The sequence below is a fragment of the Actinoplanes sp. NPDC051388 genome (assembly GCF_055586225.1).
The window spans coordinates 60,531-82,728 of sequence record NZ_JBVJIP010000012.1; the positions used below are offsets into that span (position 1 = coordinate 60,531).

Sequence of the window (22,198 nt, forward strand, 5' to 3'; positions counted from 1 at the left end):
GTGACGGCACCGGTCACCAAGAACGCAGAGTCGACGCCGGCCACCGCCAAGCCCGAAGGCTCCCGCAAACCGGTCACTTCGGACCAGGCCACGAAGCCCGCAGAAGCCGCCACCCACGCCCGTCCGGCCAAGTCGGAAATCGAACTGGCCGCTCTCCGCCAGGGCGCAGCCGACGCCGCAGCACTCCGGGAGCTGATCGCGGCATCCCGCCCCGCCGCAGCCAAGTCGGACGACCCGAAGCGCACCACGAGCAAGGCGGCAGACGTCACAAGCAAGCCGGAGAAGGGCGACAAGCCGTCGTCGGTGCCCACCCAGCCCGCCGGCGGCAAGCCCGACCCAACTCCGGACACCACAACGCCGTCCCCAGCCCGCCCCGAAGGCGACCCGATCAGGTCCTCAAAGGGCGGAACCACCACGACGCCGACGCCCACAAGCACCAAGGCGCCCCACTACCGCGACCTGACCACCGTGGCCGCCCAGCCGACACAACAGCCGGCTCAGCCCCACACCGCCGACCAGACCGCGAGCACCGCGAGCCCGGCAACCACGAGCACCGCGACCGCAACGGCCCCAGCCCCGGCGCCCACCCGCCCGGTCCCGTCCCGCCCCACGGTCCCGTCGCCAACCCGCCCCACCAGCCCCACGACCCCGGACCCGATCCGCCCCGCAGCCGCCGACGACCAGCTCCCAGACCCTGCCACCACCCTGGGCCGCCCAGGTTCATCCCTGCGCCGCGACTACCCGGCCCAGGGCGCCACGGCAAAGTCCAAGCCGACGAGCCCCACCGCCGAGTCCACACCGGCGAAGCTCCCGGCCTCCCGCCAGTCACCGAGCACCACCGACGCGGACGCGAAAACCGACGAGAAGAAGAAGCCCACCAAGGCCGCCCGGGCCAGGGCATCCGCCTCCTCGGCCCTGTCCGGCTACCAGGCCGAGGCAGCCAAACTCCTGTCACTCGGCCGCAAGCGCAAGCCCAAGCCGGGCGAGCTCAAGCCGGGCGAGCTCAAGCCGGGCGAGCCCAAGCCGGGCGAGCCCAAGCCGGGCGAGCCCACCACGAACCCCGACATGAAGAACTGACCCGAACCACCGAAGCGGGCCGCCCCAGTCACCACGGGGCGGCCCGCTTCCATTTCCCAAAGCAGTCGATACACATGAAAGGGCCCTCCACGCTGCCGACGTGGAGGGCCCTTTACCGGGGGAAACGGAGTAACCGAAGGGGGGCTTCGTCCGTTAAGCCTAGTTTAGCCCTGAACGCCCAATCTAGGAAGTCCCTGCTCTAAACAGACTAAAAACCCCTATAAGGCCTGGAACGGTAGGTGTGGGAGAGGGTGCCGCATGCGCGTTCACCAGCGCGTAGGCTGAGCCCGTGGCGGATCTTCTGGTGTGGATCGACTGTGAGATGACCGGTCTCGACCTCGGCAAAGACAAGCTGATCGAGGTCGCAGCGCTGGTCACCGACCCTGAGCTCAGGGTTCTCGGCGACGGCATCGACCTGGTCATCCATGCCGACGAGGCGGCTCTCGAGTCGATGCCCGAGGTGGTGCGCACCATGCACGCCAAGTCCGGTCTCACCGACGAGGTCCGCCGGTCCACGGTCACCATGGCCGAGGCTGAGGAGGCCGTGCTGGCGTACATCAAAGAGTTTGTCCCTAATCCCCGCACCGCCCCGCTCTGTGGCAATTCCATTGCCACCGACCGTGGCTTCCTCGCGCGTGACATGCCGACCCTCGACAACTACCTGCACTACCGCATGATCGACGTCTCCTCGATCAAGGAGCTGTGCCGGCGCTGGTACCCGCGGGTCTACTTCGGCCAGCCCGCCAAGGGCCTCGCCCACCGCGCGCTCGCCGACATCCGCGAGAGCATCCGCGAGCTCGAGTACTACCGCCGCACCGTCTTCGTCCCGCAGCCCGGCCCCGATGTCGAGCAAGCGAAGGCCATCGCTGCCGAGTTATAGGTCACGTTGCCACGCCGGAACCCGCTCGACGCGGGCCGGGTGGATGTGGCTATGATTGTCCGGCGCCGTGGGATTAGCGGTGGCAATGGTGGTCGTAGCTCAGCTGGTAGAGCACCGGGTTGTGGTCCCGGGGGTCGCGGGTTCAAGTCCCGTCGGTCACCCCAAGCAAATGCAGCGGTGGTCAGGCCCGGTCGTCAAGACCGGGCCGACTTCTTTCCGGGTACGCACACAGCACCCGCAAGCCCCGGCCACAAGATCAAATATCCGGCGTGGGCCGAATCGCGGAAGTAATCGTCCTGGCCGCCGAAGCACATGCCGTCATGGACCCACTGACCAGGGAAAACGACGGCTCCCGCCCGTGGCACAGCATCTTCGTCCCGATCGAGAGCCAGTGGCCGGGCACCTTCGGCCGAGGCTGGGCGGCCGAGTTCACCCAGCAGACCACTGGGCCGGCCTGCTCACACACCTGCAGTCCCTGCCGGGGCCCTACCCGGAGTCGGTCCAGGTCCTGATCCACGACGAGGAGGACGACTGGTTCGGCCTGTGGATGCTCACCAACGGCGCCTTCACCGAGGTCCAACTCCCCAACCAGGCCAACCTCCCCAGCGGCCCGACCACCGTCCTGCGCGACGGGAACGAGCCTGGCGACCTCAATCAACGAATCGACACCTGATGAGGGACGTGGCTGCTGCCGCGGCGCCGGAGCATCACGTTCGTGCGGATCGTGTCGAGCGCTCTCGAAGGCGCCGCCAGGCAGAACGCGGTGACCGACTCGCGGACCAGAGAGTCCCGGAAATGCCGTTGTAGACCCCGACCTGCCCCGAGATGATCCCCGGGTGGACGTGGTCATGCAGTGGGTGCGCACCGCCTGGACCAAAAAGTCCCGTGGCGGCCCCGCCGCGACCCGGCGCAACGCCACCCCGTCCGGTTTCGTCCTGCCGGCCGACACCTGTCCGGCCGTCCACGAGGTCGTGCTGGACGAGCGGCACGACTTCGTCCCCAGCGAGGACTTCCGACCAGGCGAGCCCGAGGGTGTCCGCCTGACCGAGCGCAACGGCCGCCTGCGCGTAGAGGTACCGCTCGCCTTCAACGGCCTGCCACCCCGCCCGAGCCGCCCGCCGGCCGTCTGGCTGGACCGCGGCCAGTGGCTGCGCTGGCAACTCAACTACCGCTTCTCCTGGCCCCTGATCCGCCGCGGCGAGTGGAGCTACCGCCTCGACACCCTCAACCTGGCTTTCGGGCCAACGAGCCGAGACCAGTTCACCGGCACCCCAACCCACCACATCGACGAACGCACCCACCTGCGCTGAGCCGCCGGCAAGCAAGCACGAGGTGGGCGATGCGGCGGGATCGTGGGCGAGGCGAGATCGTGGGCGGGGCGAGATCGTGGGCGGGGCGGAATCGTGGGCGAAGCGGGATCGTGGGGGAGGCGGATCGTGGGCGGAGGCGCGGTAGCCGGCGTGACCACCCGGGCGTTCCTGGCGAGGCGGGAAGGTCAGCCGACGGTGTCGAGGCCGCTCTCGCCGCACACCGAGGACATCTCCGCGCCCGCCACGCTCACCTCGGCCACCGCATCCGGCTCGTTCTCCGCGCCGCGTGCCGCGACCGCCGCCGCATAGGCCGTGGCCAGCCGCTGCGCCGCGTCGGTGATCGGGGCGTCCGCCGTGCTCGACGCGGTCACGATCGCGTCGACCACGCCGGCGTTCATCAGCGTCGCGTCGTTGATCGCGGCCGCCAGCGCCCCACAGGCCACCTCGCCGGGCACGTCCTCGGTGGCCGACGGGTCGGTGGACACCGGCGCCGTGCTGCTGCCGCCCGCCCCCGCGCCGCCCGTCGAGGCCGGCGGCGTCCCGTCCCCGGAACAACCCCCGACCAGCAGGCACGCACTCAGCAGCAGGACGGGCAGGGTTCTCGGCACACGCTCAGCGTAGAAGCAGAACGGCCCCTTTTCGTCTGAAAAGAGGCCGTTCGCAGCGTTCGGGGTAGTGCTAGAGCGCGCTGCCCTTCTTGTACTCCTCGTAGCTCACGTTCCAGTCGGTCCAGCCGTTGCCGTTCTTCAGCGGCGAACCGGTGCCCTTGACCGTGATCGGGTCGCCCATCATGGTCTTCCCGAACAGCCAGGCCCCGAGCTTCATCGACACGTTCACGCAACCGTGCGAGACGTTGGTGCGGCCCTGCACGCCCTCGGACCACGGCGCGGCGTGGATGTACTGGCCACTCCAGGTGATCCGCTGCGCGTAGTCGATCTCCGTGCGGTAGCCCTCGTCCGGGCCGAGCTCGTCCATGGTGTCGAAGACGGTGTGCCGCTTCTTTTCGATCACCACCATGGTGCCGCTCGACGACGGGGTGCTGGCCTTGCCGAGGCTGACCGGGATCGTCTTGATCGTCTTGCCGTTCTCGACGACGGTCATCTTCTTGGTCTTGTTGTCCACCGTCATGACCAGTGAACGGCCGACCTTGAGGTCAACGGTCAGGTTTGACCGGCCGTAATAGCCGTCACCCATCGGCACGCCGGCCAGGTTTGCCGCATAGGAGATCTTGGTGCCGGACTTCCAGTAGGTCTTCGGCCGGTAGTGCACCTCGGTCGCGCTGACCCAGTGCCAGGTGCCCTCCTGCGCCGGCGTGGAGGTGACCGGCATCCGCCGCTCGACCTCGGCGCGCGACTTCTCCGGCACCGAACGGCCGAACCGGATGATCATCGGCATGGCCACGCCGACCACGTTGCCGTCGCCCAGGAAGCTCGAGACCCGGACCAGCTTGGACGGCTTCTTCATCACCGTGAAGGTGCTCTCCGCGGTGCCGACCTTGCCGTCCGTCGCGGGCGCGTCGAGCGTGATCGTGTATTTCTCGCCCCAGCTCAGTCCCTTGGCCGGAGTCCACGTGCCGGCGTCGGTGTCGAGCTTGCCGTCGACCTCGTCACCCTTGGAGTTCTTGACCGTCACCTTGGTGTTCGCCGGGTCCTCGCTGGTGAACTTCACCGGCGAGAGCGCCTCGACACCGGTCGCGTCCGCCTTGGGCGAAGTCACCGAGACGCTGCTGGCCGGCGGGGCGGGAGAAGCGGCCGTGCCGCCGTCATCCTTCGAACCGCCGCCCTGCCAGCTGGGCGACTTGTCGCCGCTGCACCCGGCGCCGAGCAGCACCGCACCGGCCGCGATCACGGCCATCGCGGTGCGCCAGCTCCGACGCCCGGCGCGGCCGGTTGGCCGGGTATTACCCGTCACCCGAACCTCACTCGTCACCCTTGTCTCCTCACCAGCATTTTCGTCCCGGCGCCCATCCTCCGTCATGAATGCCCGGTCGACCAATCCCGGAATCGTGCCGCGCACTGACGGTGGTCACCCGGACACGTTCAGGGGATCACCCCAGATCGGCCGGCACCGGCAGGGCGCTGCCCTTGGCGAACTCTTTCCAGCTCAGGTCCCACGGCGTCCATCCGTTGCCGTAATCCAGCTTGTCTCCCGTGCCGCTGACCGTGACCGGGTCGCCGACCAGCGTCTTGTCGAACAGCCAGCGGGCGTTCGATGGGGATACGTTGACACACCCGTGCGACACGTTTCGGCGTCCCTGCGAGCCCACCGACCACGGCGCCGAGTGGATGTACTGCCCTGACCAGGTCAGACGTTGAGCGAACTCGATGTCTGTGACGTAGCCCTCAGAGCCGTCGGTGTCCGTGGTGTCGAAGACGGTGGTCGCCTTCTTCTCCATCACGACCATGTGCCCGCTGGACGACGGTGTGCCCGATTTGCCCAGGCTGACCGGCATGGTCTTGACCGTCTTGCCGTCCTGGATCACGGTCATCTTCTTGGTCTTGTTGTCGACCTTCATCTCGAAGGACCGGCCGATCTTGGAGGTCGCCGCGCGGTCCTGCGAGCCGTAGCGCCCGCCGCCGGTCGGCAGCCCTCCCACCGCGAGGCGCACGGTGAGCTTCGTGCCCGGCTTCCAATATTCGGGCGCGCGGTAATAGGCCTGGGTGCCACTCGAGGTCCACGACCAGGTGCCGGGCTGCGGCGGGTCGGTCTTCACGAACATGCGCTTCTGTACGGACGCACGATCGCTCTTCTTGATCCCAGGATTGAACTCGGCCACCACCGGCATCGCGACCCCGTAGGTGTGGTCGTCGAACAGGTAGAGCCCGGTGCCGGTCTTCTTGGCCGGCTTGCCCATCGTGGTGAAGGAAGTGGTGGCGGTGGTCTCCGTGCCGGTCGAGTCGGTGGCGACGACCGTGGCCTCGTACCCCTGCTTGGTCTTGAGGGGCTTGCTGGGCACCCAGGCCGAGCCGTCCTCGCGCATCTCGCCGGCGACGGTGCCGCCCTTGCTGTCGCGCAACGCGACGCTCTTGATCGTGCCGCCGGTGAGCGCGACGCCGATCTCGGCGCTGACCGGCACGTCCTTCTTGCCTGTGGCGGGTGTCACCTTGAGTGAGACAGGTCCGGACGGCGCCGACTCCTGCTGGGAGACCTCGGACGGCGCCGCGGAGGCGGTCGGAGTGCCGCCGACCCACGCCTGCTTGCCGGCGTCCTCATCCCCGCACGCGGCGAGCGCCAACGGCGTGACCACCGCTATTGCCAAGATCGCCACCAGGCGCCTGCTGAGCATCGTCGATCCCCGTTCTCGTGTTGTCGCGCGCACATCCTGCCCTACGAACGCAAGCAGCGGCGTCGGCCCGCCGGTTACTTTGACGCGCCGCGCCGCCCAGGGGGTTGCCGATTGGAGCCAACATCACGGCGCGTGCTATCGTTTCGGACGTTGTCAGAGAGCGCCGCTAGCTCAACTGGCAGAGCAGCGGACTCTTAATCCGCGGGTTGTAGGTTCAAGTCCTACGCGGCGTACCAAAACCTGACCAGCAGGTTTAGCGATCGGAAGATCGCCTGCTGGTTGACGTGAGTCGACTGTGAGTCCGGTTCTGGACTCACAGATCGGCTCATTTGTCGTTGGTGCACCGCGAGGACCTGAACCTGCAACCCTTCGGATCGCGAGTCCCTACTCAGCTCATTGAGACTGGTGAGGAACTTATTCATGAAGGGAACAACACGTAACGCCGGGCACTGGGCAGACGAAGGTTTGCGCAGGTGCCGGCGCTGATGGCCTGCGCCAGCGGGTACGCCGCGGTGGGTCGCGTCCGAGCCGTCCGCGATCGTGGCCCGAGACGCCGCGGTCGGCGAGCCGAGCCCTCGGGTCCTCGCTCAGGCCTGGACGGTAGAAAAGTGGCTGACCGACTGGCTGGAGCAGCCGGACCTGCGCCCGTCGATTTTTGCGCTCCCCGAGCTGCCTGTCCCTCGCCCTGATCCAGGCCGGCAACGACAGCGCCGCGCAGGGCTGTGGGTGGAGTACCTTCGCCAACCTGCCCGACACATTGCCGCCCGAGGTGCTGGAGGCGCTCCGGCACTGCTCGGTGCACGGCGACCGGCGCCACGTGCGCGCCACCGTTCGGGCCGGCGCCAGCGGCTATCTCGTCAACGACGACGCCGCCAAGCTGGCCGACGCCATCCGCACCGTCCACGCCGGATTGCCGGCACAGTCGTCCACGTCCGCCGGCGCGGGGCGGCGACGAACCGGTAGCCGGCGGCTCCTGTCCGGTGCCCGGCCGTCCGACCGGGTTCACGAGCGGCAGAGCTACGCGGTCGAGTGCGGGTCCACGACGCGGTCCCTGCAGCCACGCCGGCTCCTCAGCGTGGCGCGCGGGCGGCGATCGCGTCGGCCCAGCGACGGAAGCGCAGATAGCGGGCCCGGGGCACGCGTCGTCGTACTCGGTATCGAGGAACGGTTCCAGCAGGTCCTGCCAGACGTCGGGCCGCCGCCGCACCGCCACCCCGGCCTCGGCCAGAGCCGTTGCCAGCCGCTCCCGGTGTGCGCTCGCGATGAAGACCGTGCGCCCGTCGGTCAGCCGCAGCTCGGGCGGCGTGGCCTCCGGGTCCGCATCCCGCACCAGAGACCAGGGGATGAATCGGCCGCAGTAGTCGGCCTCCGGTGACCCGCACGGCCACCCGAGCGCTATCCCGTCGCCGCCGATGTCGGCCTCGGCGGCGACGCGTCCGGTGCGCACCACGGCGCTGACGTCGCGTGGAACCCCGCTACGGGCGGGGGAACATGAGCCTGCTGTGCAGGACCGGGCTGCCGCCGGCGCCGTCGATGACCACCGTGTAGAGCCAGCTGTCGTCGGTGGACCAGGCCAGGCCGCGCGGCGCGACGTCGTTGGCCGCGGTCTCACGGGTGCCCAGCTCCTGGGTCCACTCCGGCTCGGTGCCGCCCTCGATGTAGCCGAAGAGGTCGGTGTCGTCGCCGCGCGGGCTCCACGAGCCGAGCGCCAGGCGGCCCCCGGGCGCCACCGCGACTGCCGTGGGGTACGGGCCCGTGGGATAGGTGCGGATCTCGGCCAGGCCGAAGATGGACAGCTCGGGGTGGAACTGTGTCCCGGTGGCCAGGACGATGTCGGCGGCGCCCGCGGTCACCGCCAGGTCGTTCACGATGCCGCGGATGCGAGCCTCGCACGGGCCGGGTCCCCAGCACATCGGGTCGGGCGCGCCGCTGGTGATGTCGAGGACCCGCAGCTCCGAGCCGCTCAGGTCACGGGCGGCGACGATCAGGCGTACCCCCCAGCCCTCGCGCTCGAAGACCGTCAGCAGCGGAGCGCCCTGGGCGGTTGGAAGCCCGGTGACGTACGTGGTGATCGCGCCGGTCTTGAGGTCGAGCGCACTGACGCTGCCGTCGGAGCCCTCGGTGCACGAGGAGGTGAACCACAGCTTGCCCACGGCGGTCACGACGTCGCCTGGGCACGCCCGGCCGACCGGGTAGCGCCGCCGCTCCCGCCGGGTGGCGGTGTTGATCGCCGAGATGGCGTGGGCACCGCTCAGCGCGGCGTACACGCGCCGGCCGTCGGCGCTTGTCGCCAGACCGGACACGCCGGTCTGGCCGTTGATCGTCCGCACCAGGTTGCCGGTCTGGTCGGCGACCACGATCCGGTCGCCGCCGGCCACGTAGAGGTCGTGGCGGACGGGAACGACCAGCATGTCCGCGTGGTCCGGCAGTGGCAGGGGCGTGACCGTGTACGTCGCCGCGGCCGCCGGGGGCGCTCCCGTCAGGATCCCCGCCGTCGACAGCATCGCTGCCAGAACCGTGTGTGTGTGATCGCTCGAAGCCGCATGTGCGCTCTCCCTTCGACGTCGTTCTTCCCCCGCTGCTTGACGTCCAGGGTGCGGCCAAGCGCCGACCGCCATCCTAAATGGAGCAGAGCGTCGCCGCTGCCCTGACGCATCGAGTTTCTTGTATGTTGCGCGGCCTTCTCCAGCATCGGCACGCCGGATGAAACGGCCGATCGTCGGGATTATCCCGCGGTCGCCCGAGCTTCTGTTCGGCCATCGCCGGTTTGCCTCCTCCTTTCTGTTGTGCCGTCCCGCGCGTGGGCGCGGGCAGAGGTGGAACCGGGGCGGCGTGTGATCCGGGTGACGCCTGCCCCGGGGGCTTCGGTTGGCCACCGCTCTTCAGTAGGCCGTTGGCCCTCGGCGTGTCAGTGGCGGCGGGCGTGGGCGGCCGGGGGTGTGCGAGCTTTGGCGTCGAAGGGCTCGTCCGGGCCGGACCCGGCACTGTCCGACGCGCAGCTTGCCTGTTTACGGGAACGCCTCGATCAGGGGCCGGCCGCGGCGGGTTACGGCGATGACCAGTGGTGGACTTTGGGGCGGGTGGTCGCGCTGATCGCGACGATGTTCCAGTTGCGGGTCGGGGTGACCACGGCGTGGCAGGCGATGCGCCGGCTGGGTTACAGCGTGCAGATGCCGATCCATCGTGGTGTCGAGCGTGACGAACAGGCAATCGCGCGTTGGCGCCGTTATCAGCGGCCGTCGCTAAAAGAGTCGCAGCACGGCGCGGAGCGTGGATCTGTTTCGCCGACGAGTGCGGGCAGACGTTAAAAGCCTGTAAGGCCACGACCTGGGCGCCGCGTGGCGTGACTGCGGTGGTGAAGGTGACCGCGAAGAGCAGCGCGCGGGTGTCGGTGGCCGGGATGTGCTGTTATCGGCCCGGGCGGCCCAGCCGGTTGATCTACCGCCCTCGTGGTTGAGGAGCGCATGGACACGCCGGCGCGGACGCAAATGAGCCGCCCGCAGTGCCTTGCGGACGACCCGATCCGGATTCATCAGATGAGCCGGAAGACCGCCGTGTGCGTACTCAAGGTTGTGAGCACACCTCTCCGGCCGTTCGGCACCCTCGCCGCGCTCGCGGCCAGCGCCGTATTGCTGGCATTACCCAGCGTAGATCGGTCGCGGCCACCGGTTCCGGTAGCCGCAGCGACAGCCTGGCCACACGCCGCACGGGCCTCGATCGCGGCCGCGCTGGCCGACGGCGCCGCCTACCAGCCCATGCTTTTCCTCGACGCGCGCACCTCGGTCGGCAGCGCGCCCAGCGCCGACGGGAAGCTGCAACGATTGGTTCTGCGGCGGGCGGACGGATCGGTGCGAACCATCCGGGCACTACCCCAGCAGGACTACCCGTCATTCCCGGCGGTCACCGCGGACGGAGACGTATTGGTGTGGGTCGAGCGCAGCAACCGCTCCCAGGCCGCGCTGTGGCGCGCGAGCATCGGCGGGGGACAGGCACGCCGGCTTACGGCCGGCGTGGGCGACCTGAAATCCGACGACTCCGAGGCCAACCTGGTCATCGCAGACGGCCGGGTGCGATGGGTGGCTTCAGGACCGTCGGATACAACGCTGGTCCGCTCAGTCGCGCTCGGCGGCGGGCCGACCGAGACGCGGCCGGTGTCCGGGGACTGGAAGCTGTCGGCCTGGCCCTGGCTCGCCGACGGGGTGACCGCCACGGGCGGTACGAAGGAACTGCGCAACCTGGTCACCGGCGAGGTGCGGACGATGCCGACGGCCAAACGCGGCGAGACGCAATGCGACCCGGACTGGTGCCGGATTACCCGCATCGACGACGACGGCACCGTCATCGACGTGCTGCGGGCCGACGGGACACAGCGTCGCCGGGTCGGGGACAGCACGATGGCGGCCGTCCTGACCGATCCGGCGCCGCTCGGCAGGTTCACCATCCTCGGCAAGATCGACCGGAACGCGCAGCTCACAAACCACGTCCAGCTCATCGCGTACGAAATCGACAACGGCCGATCCGTGATGATCAGCCCGGACGCGTTCGACATCGGCTACCGCGCCGGCGTGATCTGGTGGTCGACCGGGAACGACCGCGACTTCGTACGCCATGCCCTTGACCTCCGGGCGGTTTGAGAAGCGACCGGCACCGCCAAGGCCGCTGATGCCGTCGTCGATTCCTCCGCCCCACGCGTGGCCACCGTCGACCGGCCGACCCGCTGGCGGCCGCTCGCAGGAGATCACCGACCTCGCGCCTTGTCGGCGGCATGACCGGACGCGGCGCTCCTTGCGCTCAGGTGCCGCGGTCGCCCTGATTCACCTCGTAGCCCCGGTCTTGAACAACAGGGAACCGTTTAGATGCCGCGGCGATCCACGCGTCGATAGCTTCCGGCGACTGCCTGATCGCGTCGATGAGCTCTTGCACAGCTTCTCGCTTGACGGGCGTGACGTGCCGATCCAGGTCCGATGTGGTCACCTCCTGACATGTCATGGCGAGTTGCCACCAGAACTTCATCAGGACTCGGCATTCTTCCTGTTCGCGGTCGTCGGCAAGGCGCTGCATGACGACGCCTTGGGCCGACTGAAGCTGGTGCTCGTCGCGGAAGCCGTGGCGCAGATCAACCAAAGAACGCGAGCCCGTTTCGCAGGTGCGCCCTGTTGGTTGAGCGTTCGTAATTCTTGGAGGAGGCAGGCAGGCGGCATTCAGCGTTACGGCCGCCCTCGGATCCGCGCTCGATCGGCGGCCAGAAGCGGACGTCACCCCGGACCGGGCTGCTCGCGCGATGACTAGCCTGAGCGCGGCGCGCAGGATGCAGCGATGGCCGGTCCACGCGGGGCGACAATCGCGAGCGCGTGCCGGGATGCCTGGGCCGGCGCGGCAGCAGCATCCCAGTGCGGAATTTTAGAAATGGCCTGGAGTGGTACAAGCGGCTGCTCGGTGCCGAACCAGCCTTTACCCGAACGACATCGAGGCGGTGTGGCAGTTGGCAGAGGATCGGTACGTGTACATCATCCAGGATCCCGAGCGGGCCGGCGGAGCTGTCAGCATGATTTGGTTCGACGACCCAGTCGCCGAGGTTGCGAAGATTTCCGAACGCGGCCTGGAGCCGGTCGCTGTCGAGAAACACGACTTGGTCTGGAAGTACGTTTTCCACGACAGCGACGGCAACGAGACCGGAGTCGGAGGAGAGGTTTCGACGGCGGGATGAGGTGCCACGCCAATGCAGTTGTTCGGTACTTCGGCGACGGCGCGTCTGATCTGGGCGGTCTGTGCTGCGGCGTGGGCATTGGAGGTCAGCGCTCATTGGCTGTGAGACCGTGCGGTGACAGAATCGGCCGGTGGTGAGCAGCGACGCGCCGGAGCAGGGAGTTCCGCTCGTCGTCGGCAAGATCAGCGTGCCACCGCGTCGGGACGGCACCGTGGCGCGACGCCGGCTGATCGAGGTCCTCGGCGAGGGTACGCCGCTCGTGGCGGTGGTCGCGCCGGCCGGCTGGGGAAAGACGACGCTGCTCACCGACTGGGCGCACACGGTGACGGGTGAAGGTGGCACCGGCGTCGGCTGGCTGACCCTCGACGAGGCGGACGATGAGCCGTCCCGTTTCTGGACCTATTTCGTGTCGGCCATCCGAGTGGCCGATCGCGCACTGGGCGAAGCAGCATTGGCCGCGCTGCGGGTGCCGGAGGTGGACCCGCTGGAGGTGGCCTTGCCCACACTCCTCAATGACTTCGCGATGCGGTCGGGTCAGCTCAGCGTCGTTATCGATGACCTGCACGTCATCCGGGACCGGCGGATCCACGAGGGTCTCGAGTTCTTGCTCGCCTACCTGCCGTCCGGTGCACGACTGGTTCTTGCCGGCCGCTCCGACCCGCCGCTTCCGCTGGCCCGGCTCCGTGCACGGGGAGAGTTGACCGAGATCAGGGCTGTCGACCTGCGGTTCACCGCCGGCGAGGCGCGCCCGCTGGTCGCCGCGGTCAGCCGCCGCGACACGCAGCGGAACGAGCTGCCGCAAGACGTGGTCGAGGAGGTGGTCACCCGCACGGAGGGCTGGGCGGCGGGTCTCAAGTTGGTGGCACTGACCCTGCGCGGCACGCCGACCCGGCCGCCGGACCTGGCCGTGCCGGCGGACGACGACCGGCACGTGGTCGACTACCTCACCGCGGAGGTCATCGACCGCCTGGCGCCCGACGAGCGCGATTTCCTACTGCGAACCTCGGTGCTGGACCGGCTGTCGGGCCCGCTCTGCGACTTCATGCTCGAGCGGCGCGATTCGGTGCGGATCCTCGCCGAGCTGGAACGCGCCGACTTGTTCTTGGTGGCGCTGGACGCCCGGCGGACCTGGTACCGCTACCACCGGTTGTTCCGTGAGGCGCTGCGGCGCGAGTTGCGCGGCACCCGCCCGAGCGAGGAACCGGCGCTGCTGCTTCGGGCGGCGGCGTGGCACCGGTCGACCGGCGATCGGGAGGGCGCGTTCCGGTGCCTGGTCGCGGCGGGAGATCCGGTGGCCGCAGGTGAGTTGCTCGCCGACAGCGACGACGATTTCATGGCGCGCGGCGCCCTCGGGACCTTCCTGCGGCTGGCCGACGCGTTGCCGTCGGAGGTCGTCCGAGCCAGTCCCAAGCTCGGCATCGCTCTCGCCGCCGCGGCCGGACTCACGGGGCGGCTCGACCGCGTCGCGTCACTGCTGGACGCCGTCGACTCGACGCTGACCGACGACTCCGCGCCGCCGGTCGGCTGGCACTCGGCCCGCGCCGCAGCGGCCACTCTACGAACCGTCTACGGCAATGCCGGCGAGACCGCCGCACAGACTCTCGACATGGCACGGCGGGCGGTGGCGCTCGAGTCCGATCCCACCCGGCAGGGCTGGGTGATCTCCCGCATCGCACTCGGCAGCGTGCTCAGCGGTATGGATCACGACGACGAGGCCGCCCAGCTGCTCGGCGACGCCGTCGGCCGGGCGGCAGCTGTCGATCTCCCCGCGTTCAGCCTGTTACAGGCTCGTGGGCTGCTCGCCGTGTCGAAGTTCAAGGCCGGCAGGATCGAGGAGGTACGTCAGCTGCTGCGCACCGCCCTGCCCGAGGCGGCCCGGATGGAGGACACCCTGGGTGTTGCTGCCGCGCCGGCCGTCGCGTACCTGCGCCTCGCCGAAGGACTCCTCCTGCATCTCGACGGCGATGTCCCCGGCGCCCGCGCCGTCCTGGCCCACGCCGCGGACCTGGCCCTGGCCGCCGGCCACCCGAGCCAGTCGGTGCGGGCGCTGACCGCTCGGGCCGCCGCGGAACTCGCCGGCGGTGACCGCCGGGCCGCCGCCGCGGCCCTCTCCGAAGCTGACGAGATCATGCGCACCGAGCCGGTGCTGCCCGGTGTGGCGGCGGCGCTCCGTTCCGCCCAGGAGCGCATCGGCCGGGGCGCGGTGGCCCTGGCGCGCCGTGACGGCGCGCTCGCTGAGCAGCTCACCGAGCGTGAGCTGACCATCCTGCGGGCACTGCAGGGGCCCCTCAACCGGCGCGAGATCGGCGCGGAGCTCTACCTGTCGGTCAACACGATCAAGGGCTACACCAAGAGCCTCTACCGCAAGCTGGACGCGGCCTCTCGCCCCGAGGCCGTCCGCCGCGGCCGCCAGCTGGGCCTGATCTGAGCCACCCACCCCGGGTGGTTCTCCGCCGGGGTGGTGCGTACCGACCCTGGCGCGGGTGATCGTCGTCCTCGACCGACGAGGAGACCGATATGACGTTGCGCTACCGGGTGGACATCCGCGGCACCCTGTCCGACGGGCTCGCCAGCGAGCTACGCCGGCGGTTCGGCGAGTTCACCCACTACACCGAGAACGGCCGGACCGTGATGACCCAGCTGGTTCTGGACCAGGCCGCCCTGCGTGCCTTGCTCGACCAGCTCTGGGACGCGCACAGCGAGGTCCGTCTGGTCACCTCCATTGACAACGAAGCAACCCGGGAGCACCGATGATGTCCTGGCTTTGGCTTGCTCTCGGAGCGGCCCTGTTGCCCTTCACCCTCTTACAGACCACCATCCCCCTTGCGGCGTGGCTTACGCCCGTCTTGCTGCTGCGGTTCAGCCGCACCATCCGGGCCCGGTGGGCTGTACCGGCTCTCGCAGTGGCCGGCGCGCTCGGCACGTACGCGAGCTTCCGCGGCGTCATGCCGGCCGAGCAGATGCTCATCGCGGCCGCCGGCGGCGCCGTCCTGACCCCGATCCCCTACGCCATCGACCGGCTGCTCATCGGCCGGCTCGCCGGGATCGCCCGCACCCTGGTCTTCCCGCTGGCGGACACGGCACTGGTGTTCCTCTTCGGCACCGGTGAGTTCGGCACGACCGGCCACGTCGCCGGCACGCAGGTGGGCAACCTCCCGCTGCTGCAGTCGGCCGCCGTCGGTGGCCAGTGGATGATCGGCCTGCTCATCGCCTGGACCGCCGCCGTGGCCAACGAAGTGTGGGAGCGGCGCACGACCGCGGGCGCCGGGCGGACGCTGCTCGTCCTCGGCACGGTGCTCGGGGCGGTACTCGCCCTCGGCGGGGCCCGGATCGCCCTCGACCCGCCGAGCGCAGCGACCGTCCGGATCACCGGCCTGGCGCCGAACCGAGCGGCCAGCGACGCGCTGATGAGCGCCAAGCTGGCACCGGGAGCCCGCTCCGCGGCGGAACGCGCCGAGCTGCGCGCGCGATACCTGACACCGATGCTCGACGACCTGGTCGCCCGCACCCATCGGGCCGCCCAGGCCGGTGCCCGGATCGTCGTCTGGGCCGAAGTCTCTGCGTACGAGTTCGTCGAGGACAAGGACGCGGTGCTCGAACAGGCTCGGCAGGTGGCCCGGACGGAGGGCATCTACCTCCAGATCGGCGTGCTGTGGCTGCTGCCCTCACGGCAGTACCCGTTCAGCGAGATCCGTGCAATCATGTTCGACCCGAGCGGCGCCACGGTGTGGGACTACCTGAAGACCACCGAGCCGCTGGGCGACGGCAACCTACGCGGTCCCGGCATCGTGCCCATCGTGGACACGCCGTACGGGCGGCTGGCGACGGTGATCTGCTTCGACGCGAGCTTCCCCGACCTGGTCCGCCAAGCCGGCCGCGCCGGCACGGACATCCTGCTGGTGCCCTCCAGCGACTGGGCCCCGGTGACCGACGCGCTCAATCAGCAGGTGGTGCTACGCGCGGTCGAAAACGGGATGAGCGTGGTACGCCCGGTGCGTCAAGGCACCTCGGTGGCGGCGGACCATCAGGGCCGGATCCTCGGGCAAGACGCGAGCTGGTACCGCGCCGATCCCGTCACCACCGAACACACCTTGACGGTGGCGGTGCCGGTCCGCGGAGCCCGGACGCCGTATGCGCTATTCGTCGGCGACGTGCTGGGATGGCTGTCAATCGCAGGGCTCCTCTGGTCGGCGACGCTCGTCATCTCCCGACGGCGCACGGCCCGGCTAGCTGCCCCGGTCGACGATGACCAGCCCAAAGCCCGCACGCCGGAACCCGGCGCATTGACGGCCAGCTGACCCGCGGGCCCTTCACCGCGCCCACCCGCCGCCCCGGGTGGGCTTCGGTCGCCTTCCCCGGGTCCAGCTCGCCAACGGCCGCGCGCACCAGTGCGTCACCAGGTCACCAATGTCGGTCGGCGACTCGGCCGCAGCCGACCAGCACGCCCACGTCAGCTGATCAAAACCCTGCTGCAAGGCCAGCGGGTAAGGGCTACGCGCATCCTCCGGCATCCAGGTGGGTTATGTTGTGCGGCTCGCTGCTGAGTCGATAGTCGACTCGCATATATTCGCTGTCTGGCACGAGACAAACGCGGGATCGTGGTCCTGGCCGAGCCTGGCCGCCGCCTTCGGCAGGTTCGACGCCGACCTCGAGGTGGTCGGCCCGGCCGAGCTCAGGGAGGCCTTCGCCGACCTGGCCCGGCGCTATCACAAGGCCGTGACCTAGGGGTGCCGCCCCGCGGCCGGCACCACCGCCACCTGGAGGACGGCGGTGGAGTTCACCGACTGTCCCGCCTTGAGGCCGTCCTGGTCGGCGAGCAGCACGTTCTGCTCGCCGAGATATTCGAAGGTGTCCGGGTCGAAGATGAGCGCGGCCCGGATCCCCTGCACCTCGTCGAGCGCGACCGCGACGCCGGTCCGGCCCGCCTCGTCCCGCACGGTGCCGGCCACGGTGACGCCGGGAATCCGGCTGACCGCCTCGAACACCGCGGACCGCACGTCGGGAGCGAGATAGGCCTCCCGGATCAGGTCTCCGGCCGCGGTGAACGCCCGCTGATCGGCCGGGTTCTTGTTCTCACCCTGGTCGCGCAGGAAGGCGAGCATGGCATCGGGGTCGGTGGGCAGATCGCCGCGGTAGCCGGGTTCCGCCGTGCAGTCGACCACCACGGACTGGTCGCCCTTGCGCGCCGTCATCCTGCCGTCCTTGCAGCCCGGGATCGGGTTGTCGTGCCAGCCTTCGGAGCCGTCCCGCGGCCGCGTGCGGAGCAGCCCGTCGCGGGTGCCGTCGACCGAGAGCCAGATCTGGCGCTCCACCGACCGCAGTTCCGCCTTGCCGTCGCCGCCCTCGTCGAAGGTCGCCGAGGTGGCGATCGATCCGACATAGATGAACTGGTCACCGGCGACCGTGACGGCGGGCCGGCGATGTGCCTGCGCCGCGGCGCCGCGCAGGATGTCGGCCGCCTCCGCACCGGCCGCCGGTGGCCGGTCGCCGACCCCGACGACCTGGCCGGCCAGCACCGCGCCGGTCACCACGGCCGCCAGGCCGCCGGCCGCGACGAGCCGCAGGCCCCACCGCGGGCGCCGTTTCCCGGTCGCCGCCATGACGCGCCGCCGGGCGTCCGCCGACGGGTACGCCGCCGGCGGGTCCAGCGTGGCTCCGAGCTCCGCGAGCTGGGTCATCTCGTTCATGGCGTCCTCTCGATCTGCTGGGCGCCGAGCGCCTCTCGGAGTTGTTGCCGTGCCCGGTGCAGGCGGGAGCGCACGGTGCCGATCTTGATGTGCAGGGATTCCGCGACCTCCTCGTAGCTCAGGTCGCCCCAGGCGATGAGCAGCAGGACGTCGCGTTCGGCCGGTCGGATCCGGCCCAGGGCCACGGCCAGCGCGCCACGCACCGCCTGCGCGGCCACCGCGGCGACCACCCGGTCCGCGAACTCCTCGACATGGTCGTCCGAGCCGGCTCGCCCGAGCGCCCGGTAGCGCGCCTCCTCGGACCGCCGGCGCCGGGAGATCTCCCTGGTCAGGATGCCGAAGAGCCAGGGCCGCGCGTCGACCCGGCTGAGGTCGTAGCCGCCGCGTTTGCGGAAGGCCACCACGAACGCGTCCGCGACCACGTCCTCGGCCGACCCGGCGGGCCCGAGCCGCCGATACGCGTAGCGGTACAACATCGCGCAGTAACGGTCATAGAGCAGCCCGAACCGGTCGGGGTCGTCCCGGGACGCCGCGATGATCGCGACGTCGCTCAGTTCCCGATCCATTACCGCCGTCATGGGCCTCCGTCCATGGATGCGTGCAGAACACCCATGTCTCGCCGCGAACCCCGGATTCAGTTCCCGGACGGCTCCGGCAAGACCGCCACGATGCGCATTCTGCTCGTCGCGGGGTTCTTCAGCCGGTGAGACCTGACCGGCGACTGAGCTGCGGCAGGAACATCTGCCCGATCGAGCCGATCGTGGCGAGCGCGAAGGTGAGGACGGTCGGCAGCAGGTAGCCGCCGGACACGCCCACCACGAGCCCGAACAGCGGCGCGCCCAGCAACGCGCCGAGGCTCGCGCTGGTGAACATCGTGCCGGTCACCGTGCCGAGGCTCCGCACGCCGTAGTAATGCCCGAGCACGGCCGGCATCAGCGCGATGTTGCCGCCGTAGCCGGCCCCGAAGATCAGCGCGACGACCAGCAGCGCCGGGAACGACCGGGCCGGTACCAGCAGCACGAAGCTGGCCCAGATCGCCACGATCGTCGCCTGGTAGGCGAGCACCACCCCGATCCGCCCGGCGACCAGCCCGAACAGGATCCGTGCGGCGGTGCTGGCGAACCCGATGACGCTGATCAGCGTGGCCGCGCGCAGGGCCGAGGCGCCGGACTGCACGGCCATCGGGGCGATGAAGACGAACGGCACGTAGAGGATCAGGCCCATCGCGAATCCGGAGGCCCAGAGCACCCGGAACATCGGATCGCCGACCAGCTGGCGCACCGGCCAGGCGACGCCGTCCGTGCGGGCACGCCCGGCCACCGGAGTGATCCACGCGCACGCCACCAGCACCACCAGCGCGACGACGCCGAGCCACACCTCGGTGCGGCGCCACCCGATCTGCTCCACCAGCGCCGCGGTCACGATCGGGCCGATCACGGTGCCGACGCCGATGCCGGTCACCGCGACGCCGATGGCGTGCACGCGGTGCCGGTCGAACCAGGCGCCGACGTTGGCGACCGCGGGCACGTAGACGCCGCTGACCCCGACGCCGACGGCCAGATAACCCAGCACGGCCTGCACGACGTGGCCGGCCGCCGCGGTCAGCGCCAGTCCGCCCGCCATCAGCACGCCACCGGCCGCGAACAGCACCCGAGGGCCGTACCGGTCGGCGAGATTGCCGGCCACCCCGCTGAGCGCGAGGAACGTGCACGGGAAGACCGAGAAGACCCAGCTCGCCTGGCCGGCGCTGACCCCGAGCGACGCCCGCATCGGCTCCACCAGGCTGCCGAAGTTGTACGAGAAACCGAACGCCACCGCCAGCGCGACGAACGCGGTGCCGACGGCGAGCCAGCCGGACCGGGACGTCCCGGTGCGCGACGGCGATCGGTCAACGGCCATGCTCTGACGCTAGGCTCGATTGGTCTGGATCCCGCTTACCAATTGGTATGTGCTCATGGACGCACGCCTCGTCTCCGACGCCCTCGGCGATTGGATGTCTGCCGACGTCTCGGGCCGCCTGCCCGAGCAGATCGCGCTGGCCTTCACGCACGCCATCGACGCCGGCCTGCTGCCGGCCGGCACCCGGCTGCCGCCCGAGCGCGAACTCGCCGGCGCGCTCTCGGTGAGCCGGCCGACACTGCGCGCCGCGCTCACCGACCTGCGGGCGCGCGGCCTGATCGGCGCCCTGCACGGGTCGGGCACCTGGATCGCGGGCACGAGTCAGCAGCCCGGCCGGTCGTTCGCCGAGCGGGTGGCCGGGAAGGCCGCGGTCAGCCTGTCCGCCTCGGTGCCGTGGGACGCCCGCGCGCTGGTCGCCTGCGGATTCCGGCTGACCGCGCGGGAGATCCTCGGCCTGCGGCCCGGCGACGGCTACGGCACCGGGCTGATCGAGATCCAGGAGGCGGTGGCCGGCCGGGCGGCGATGCGCGGCCTGCCGACCGATCCGGGCCAGGTGGTCGTCACCCCGGGAGCCCAGCGCGCCATGCAGTCCACTCTGGAGCTGCTCACCTCGCCGGGCGACCGGATCGTGGTCGAGCGGGAGGCCTACCCGGGCACCTTCGACGTGTGCGAGACGCTGCGCCTGATCCCGGTGCCGGTCGACTTCCGCGACCCGGACGCCGTCGACCGCGCCCTGGCCCGCCGATCGTTCGCGGCCGCGCTGCTGCAGCCGATCGTGAACAACCCGACCGGCGGCGTGCTGGCCGACGAGCACCTCGCCGCCCTGGCCCGGATCTTCGACCGCCGGCGGCTGCCGGTGATCGAGAACAACGTGCTGGCCGAGCTCCGGTTCGACGACGCCGCGCCGAAGGGCCTCGCCGAGCGCTGCGGCGCCGCACCGGTGTGCACGATCGGGTCGCTGTCCAAGTCGATCTGGGGCGGCCTGCGGATCGGCTGGATCCGGGCCCGGGCCGACCTCGCCACCGAGCTGCGCCGCCGCCAGCACCGCACCGAGCTGGGCCTGAGCGCGCCCAGCCAGCTGATCGCCGATCAGGTGCTGCGGTCCATGGACGACGTGCTGGCCCGTCGCCGCCGGGAGCTCGCCGCGAACGCCGCACTGGTCGGGGAACGGCTCACCGCGCTGCTGCCGGCGTGGCGGTTCGAGCCGCCGCGGGGCGGTCTGTCGCTCTGGGTCGAGCTGCCGCTGCCGGACACCGCGACGTTCGCGGATCACGCCGCGGACCACGGCGTCGACGTGCTGCCCGGCAGCTTCGCCTACCCCGATCGCCGCGCGTCCAGCCACCTCCGGCTCTGCTTCGACCGGCCGGTGCCGATGCTCTGCGAGGGCGTCGACCGGCTGGCGGCGGCCTGGTCCACCTACCCGCCGCCGAAGCGGCTCGGGCCGCGCGCCGACCGGGCGGTCGACAAGGGATCCCGCCGGAGCTGAGCGGTCAGTGGGCGCGGAGGAAGGCGACCGCCTCGGTGAACGCCAGGTCGGTGAGCAGCGGGTCGTGCCGGGCGCCGATGTCGCGCATGAACGCGTGCTCGCCGCCCTCGTACACCAGCAGTTGCAGGTCGGTCAGCCCGGCCGCGTAGAGCGCGGACAGGATCCGCACGCGGGCGTCGGCCGGCACGTGCGGGTCGCGCGAGCCAAAGATGATCATCAGGCGGCCGTGGATGTCGGCGGCCCGGCCCAGCGAGCCCGCGTCGGCGTCGGCGCCGACCGCGCCGTTGTGCAGGCCGGTGGGATAGAAGCAGACGGTCGCCGCGACCCGCTCGTCCAGCGCGGCCCGGAACGCCAGGTGCCCGCCGATGCAGAAGCCCGCCGCGAAGAGCGTGGTGATGTCCGGGCGCCGCGCCATGAAGTCGAGCACCGCGACGCGGTCCGAGTCGAACTGCGCGGTCGTGGTGGCGGCCGCGCCGTCCAGGCCCGCCTGCTTCCCGGCGTCGTCGAACTCGAGCGCGACGCCCGCCAGCGGGCCGCGGGGATAGATCTCCGGCACACACACCGCGAACCCGGCCGAGGCCAGCCGCCGGGCCGAGCGCAACGTCGACTCGGTCAGCTGGAAGATGTCGGTGTAGAGCAGCACCCCGGGCCACGGCCCCGCGCCGACCGGGCTGATCAGCATCGTGCGGATCTCGCAATCCGGCGCCGGCACCCGCACTTCTTCCTCGCGAAGCTTCATGGCGACCGACCCTACTGACGCGCCACCGGCGAACGTGGGGGGGGGGGGGGGGGGGGGGGGGGGGGGGTGGCGGGGGGGGGGGGGGGGGGGGGGGGGGGGGGGGGGGGGGAGGGGGGGGGGGGGGGGT

Annotated in this window: 22 protein-coding genes and 2 tRNA genes; 14 read left to right on the forward strand and 10 right to left on the reverse strand. The window is 70.6% G+C overall.

All coding sequences use genetic code 11. The annotated features are described in order from the left end of the window. From ACZ6TI_RS28045 to ACZ6TI_RS28065, 5 genes are all read left to right on the forward strand, one after another. A complete protein-coding gene (locus ACZ6TI_RS28045; protein ID WP_465348146.1) occupies nucleotides 1-1,077 on the forward strand; it encodes a hypothetical protein in 1,077 nt (358 codons plus the stop codon). Nucleotides 1,078-1,366: 289 nt separating this feature from the next. Then, nucleotides 1,367-1,957, forward strand: a complete 591-nt coding sequence (gene orn, locus ACZ6TI_RS28050; protein WP_465348147.1) for an oligoribonuclease — start codon at nucleotides 1,367-1,369, stop codon at nucleotides 1,955-1,957. Nucleotides 1,958-2,045: 88 nt separating this feature from the next. Further along, nucleotides 2,046-2,121 (forward strand) — tRNA-His (locus ACZ6TI_RS28055). Between the two features lie 227 nt (nucleotides 2,122-2,348). After that, entirely contained in the window at nucleotides 2,349-2,630 is a 282-nt protein-coding gene (locus ACZ6TI_RS28060; protein WP_465348148.1) for a hypothetical protein, read from the forward strand. Nucleotides 2,631-2,793: 163 nt separating this feature from the next. After that, nucleotides 2,794-3,267, forward strand: coding sequence for a hypothetical protein (locus ACZ6TI_RS28065; RefSeq protein ID WP_465348149.1), 474 nt, complete (start codon nucleotides 2,794-2,796; stop codon nucleotides 3,265-3,267). Between the two features lie 185 nt (nucleotides 3,268-3,452). Here the strand turns inward: ACZ6TI_RS28065 and ACZ6TI_RS28070 are convergent, their stop codons facing one another. The 3 genes from ACZ6TI_RS28070 to ACZ6TI_RS28080 all read right to left on the reverse strand — a co-directional run bounded on the left by ACZ6TI_RS28070 (nucleotide 3,453) and on the right by ACZ6TI_RS28080 (nucleotide 6,553). Next, nucleotides 3,453-3,875: a hypothetical protein gene (locus ACZ6TI_RS28070; protein ID WP_465348150.1), complete on the reverse strand. Its 423-nt coding sequence runs from the start codon at nucleotides 3,873-3,875 to the stop codon at nucleotides 3,453-3,455. Nucleotides 3,876-3,945: 70 nt separating this feature from the next. Then, on the reverse strand, nucleotides 3,946-5,121 hold the full coding sequence (locus tag ACZ6TI_RS28075) for a L,D-transpeptidase (RefSeq protein WP_465348403.1): 1,176 nt from the start codon (nucleotides 5,119-5,121) through the stop codon (nucleotides 3,946-3,948). Nucleotides 5,122-5,314: 193 nt separating this feature from the next. Next, entirely contained in the window at nucleotides 5,315-6,553 is a 1,239-nt protein-coding gene (locus ACZ6TI_RS28080; protein WP_465348151.1) for a L,D-transpeptidase, read from the reverse strand. 160 nt (nucleotides 6,554-6,713) lie between these two features. On the opposite strand from ACZ6TI_RS28080, the gene ACZ6TI_RS28085 reads away from it, so the two are divergent. Continuing rightward, nucleotides 6,714-6,789: transfer RNA gene (locus ACZ6TI_RS28085), tRNA-Lys, on the forward strand. Between the two features lie 1,239 nt (nucleotides 6,790-8,028). Here the strand turns inward: ACZ6TI_RS28085 and ACZ6TI_RS28090 are convergent. Next, complete coding sequence (locus ACZ6TI_RS28090; protein ID WP_465348152.1) at nucleotides 8,029-9,057, reverse strand: hypothetical protein; 1,029 nt, start codon at nucleotides 9,055-9,057, stop codon at nucleotides 8,029-8,031. A 444-nt stretch (nucleotides 9,058-9,501) separates the two neighbouring features. Here ACZ6TI_RS28090 and ACZ6TI_RS28095 point away from each other — a divergent pair, with 444 nt between their 5' ends. Both ACZ6TI_RS28095 and ACZ6TI_RS28100 read left to right on the forward strand, forming a co-directional pair. Next, nucleotides 9,502-9,861: a helix-turn-helix domain-containing protein gene (locus ACZ6TI_RS28095; RefSeq protein ID WP_465348153.1), complete on the forward strand. Its 360-nt coding sequence runs from the start codon at nucleotides 9,502-9,504 to the stop codon at nucleotides 9,859-9,861. Between the two features lie 264 nt (nucleotides 9,862-10,125). Then, a complete protein-coding gene (locus ACZ6TI_RS28100) occupies nucleotides 10,126-11,187 on the forward strand; it encodes a TolB-like translocation protein (protein ID WP_465348154.1) in 1,062 nt (353 codons plus the stop codon). 157 nt (nucleotides 11,188-11,344) lie between these two features. Here the strand turns inward: ACZ6TI_RS28100 and ACZ6TI_RS28105 are convergent, their stop codons facing one another. Then, nucleotides 11,345-11,677, reverse strand: a complete 333-nt coding sequence (locus tag ACZ6TI_RS28105; RefSeq protein WP_465348155.1) for a hypothetical protein — start codon at nucleotides 11,675-11,677, stop codon at nucleotides 11,345-11,347. 376 nt (nucleotides 11,678-12,053) lie between these two features. Between ACZ6TI_RS28105 and ACZ6TI_RS28110 the strand changes: the two genes are divergently transcribed. From ACZ6TI_RS28110 to ACZ6TI_RS28125, 4 genes are all read left to right on the forward strand, one after another. Then, complete coding sequence (locus ACZ6TI_RS28110; protein ID WP_465348156.1) at nucleotides 12,054-12,260, forward strand: hypothetical protein; 207 nt, start codon at nucleotides 12,054-12,056, stop codon at nucleotides 12,258-12,260. A gap of 130 nt (nucleotides 12,261-12,390) precedes the next feature. Continuing rightward, on the forward strand, nucleotides 12,391-14,688 hold the full coding sequence (locus ACZ6TI_RS28115; RefSeq protein WP_465348157.1) for a helix-turn-helix transcriptional regulator: 2,298 nt from the start codon (nucleotides 12,391-12,393) through the stop codon (nucleotides 14,686-14,688). Between the two features lie 89 nt (nucleotides 14,689-14,777). Beyond that, complete coding sequence (locus ACZ6TI_RS28120) at nucleotides 14,778-15,014, forward strand: hypothetical protein (protein WP_465348158.1); 237 nt, start codon at nucleotides 14,778-14,780, stop codon at nucleotides 15,012-15,014. Between the two features lie 149 nt (nucleotides 15,015-15,163). After that, the gene (locus ACZ6TI_RS28125; RefSeq protein ID WP_465348159.1) at nucleotides 15,164-16,558 is read left to right on the forward strand and encodes a nitrilase-related carbon-nitrogen hydrolase; all 1,395 of its coding nucleotides are present in this window, start codon (nucleotides 15,164-15,166) and stop codon (nucleotides 16,556-16,558) included. A gap of 12 nt (nucleotides 16,559-16,570) precedes the next feature. Here ACZ6TI_RS28125 and ACZ6TI_RS28130 read toward each other — a convergent pair whose 3' ends face one another. Beyond that, nucleotides 16,571-16,771 (reverse strand): pPIWI_RE_Y domain-containing protein, encoded by a 201-nt coding sequence (locus ACZ6TI_RS28130; RefSeq protein WP_465348160.1) that lies wholly within the window; start codon nucleotides 16,769-16,771, stop codon nucleotides 16,571-16,573. 16 nt (nucleotides 16,772-16,787) lie between these two features. Here ACZ6TI_RS28130 and ACZ6TI_RS28135 point away from each other — a divergent pair, with 16 nt between their 5' ends. Further along, complete coding sequence (locus ACZ6TI_RS28135; RefSeq protein ID WP_465348161.1) at nucleotides 16,788-16,985, forward strand: hypothetical protein; 198 nt, start codon at nucleotides 16,788-16,790, stop codon at nucleotides 16,983-16,985. Here the strand turns inward: ACZ6TI_RS28135 and ACZ6TI_RS28140 are convergent. The 3 genes from ACZ6TI_RS28140 to ACZ6TI_RS28150 form a co-directional block, all read right to left on the reverse strand. Next, on the reverse strand, nucleotides 16,982-17,947 hold the full coding sequence (locus ACZ6TI_RS28140) for a CU044_5270 family protein (protein WP_465348162.1): 966 nt from the start codon (nucleotides 17,945-17,947) through the stop codon (nucleotides 16,982-16,984). The genes ACZ6TI_RS28135 and ACZ6TI_RS28140 overlap by 4 nt on opposite strands. Next, on the reverse strand, nucleotides 17,944-18,525 hold the full coding sequence (locus tag ACZ6TI_RS28145) for an RNA polymerase sigma factor (protein WP_465348163.1): 582 nt from the start codon (nucleotides 18,523-18,525) through the stop codon (nucleotides 17,944-17,946). Before ACZ6TI_RS28145 ends, ACZ6TI_RS28140 begins: the two co-directional genes overlap by 4 nt. 118 nt (nucleotides 18,526-18,643) lie before the next feature. Next, entirely contained in the window at nucleotides 18,644-19,846 is a 1,203-nt protein-coding gene (locus ACZ6TI_RS28150) for an MFS transporter (RefSeq protein WP_465348164.1), read from the reverse strand. Between the two features lie 55 nt (nucleotides 19,847-19,901). Here ACZ6TI_RS28150 and ACZ6TI_RS28155 point away from each other — a divergent pair, with 55 nt between their 5' ends. After that, nucleotides 19,902-21,332 (forward strand): aminotransferase-like domain-containing protein, encoded by a 1,431-nt coding sequence (locus ACZ6TI_RS28155; RefSeq protein WP_465348165.1) that lies wholly within the window; start codon nucleotides 19,902-19,904, stop codon nucleotides 21,330-21,332. Nucleotides 21,333-21,336: 4 nt separating this feature from the next. Here the strand turns inward: ACZ6TI_RS28155 and ACZ6TI_RS28160 are convergent, their stop codons facing one another. After that, on the reverse strand, nucleotides 21,337-22,071 hold the full coding sequence (locus ACZ6TI_RS28160) for a dienelactone hydrolase family protein (protein ID WP_465348166.1): 735 nt from the start codon (nucleotides 22,069-22,071) through the stop codon (nucleotides 21,337-21,339). Between the last annotated feature and the right edge of the window lie 127 nt (nucleotides 22,072-22,198).

What these genes read in the sequence shown, in the direction of transcription:
- ACZ6TI_RS28075 (WP_465348403.1), bottom strand. Translation starts at nt 5,121, where the DNA reads ATGGCCGTGATCGCGGCCGGTGCGGTGCTGCTCGGCGCCGGGTGCAGC.
- ACZ6TI_RS28080 (WP_465348151.1), bottom strand. Translation starts at nt 6,553, where the DNA reads ATGCTCAGCAGGCGCCTGGTGGCGATCTTGGCAATAGCGGTGGTCACG.
- ACZ6TI_RS28090 (WP_465348152.1), bottom strand. Translation starts at nt 9,057, where the DNA reads ATGCTGTCGACGGCGGGGATCCTGACGGGAGCGCCCCCGGCGGCCGCG.
- ACZ6TI_RS28120 (WP_465348158.1), top strand. Translation starts at nt 14,778, where the DNA reads ATGACGTTGCGCTACCGGGTGGACATCCGCGGCACCCTGTCCGACGGG.
- ACZ6TI_RS28130 (WP_465348160.1), bottom strand. Translation starts at nt 16,771, where the DNA reads ATGCCGGAGGATGCGCGTAGCCCTTACCCGCTGGCCTTGCAGCAGGGT.
- ACZ6TI_RS28140 (WP_465348162.1), bottom strand. Translation starts at nt 17,947, where the DNA reads ATGAACGAGATGACCCAGCTCGCGGAGCTCGGAGCCACGCTGGACCCG.
- ACZ6TI_RS28145 (WP_465348163.1), bottom strand. Translation starts at nt 18,525, where the DNA reads ATGACGGCGGTAATGGATCGGGAACTGAGCGACGTCGCGATCATCGCG.
- ACZ6TI_RS28150 (WP_465348164.1), bottom strand. Translation starts at nt 19,846, where the DNA reads ATGGCCGTTGACCGATCGCCGTCGCGCACCGGGACGTCCCGGTCCGGC.
- ACZ6TI_RS28155 (WP_465348165.1), top strand. Translation starts at nt 19,902, where the DNA reads ATGGACGCACGCCTCGTCTCCGACGCCCTCGGCGATTGGATGTCTGCC.
- ACZ6TI_RS28160 (WP_465348166.1), bottom strand. Translation starts at nt 22,071, where the DNA reads ATGAAGCTTCGCGAGGAAGAAGTGCGGGTGCCGGCGCCGGATTGCGAG.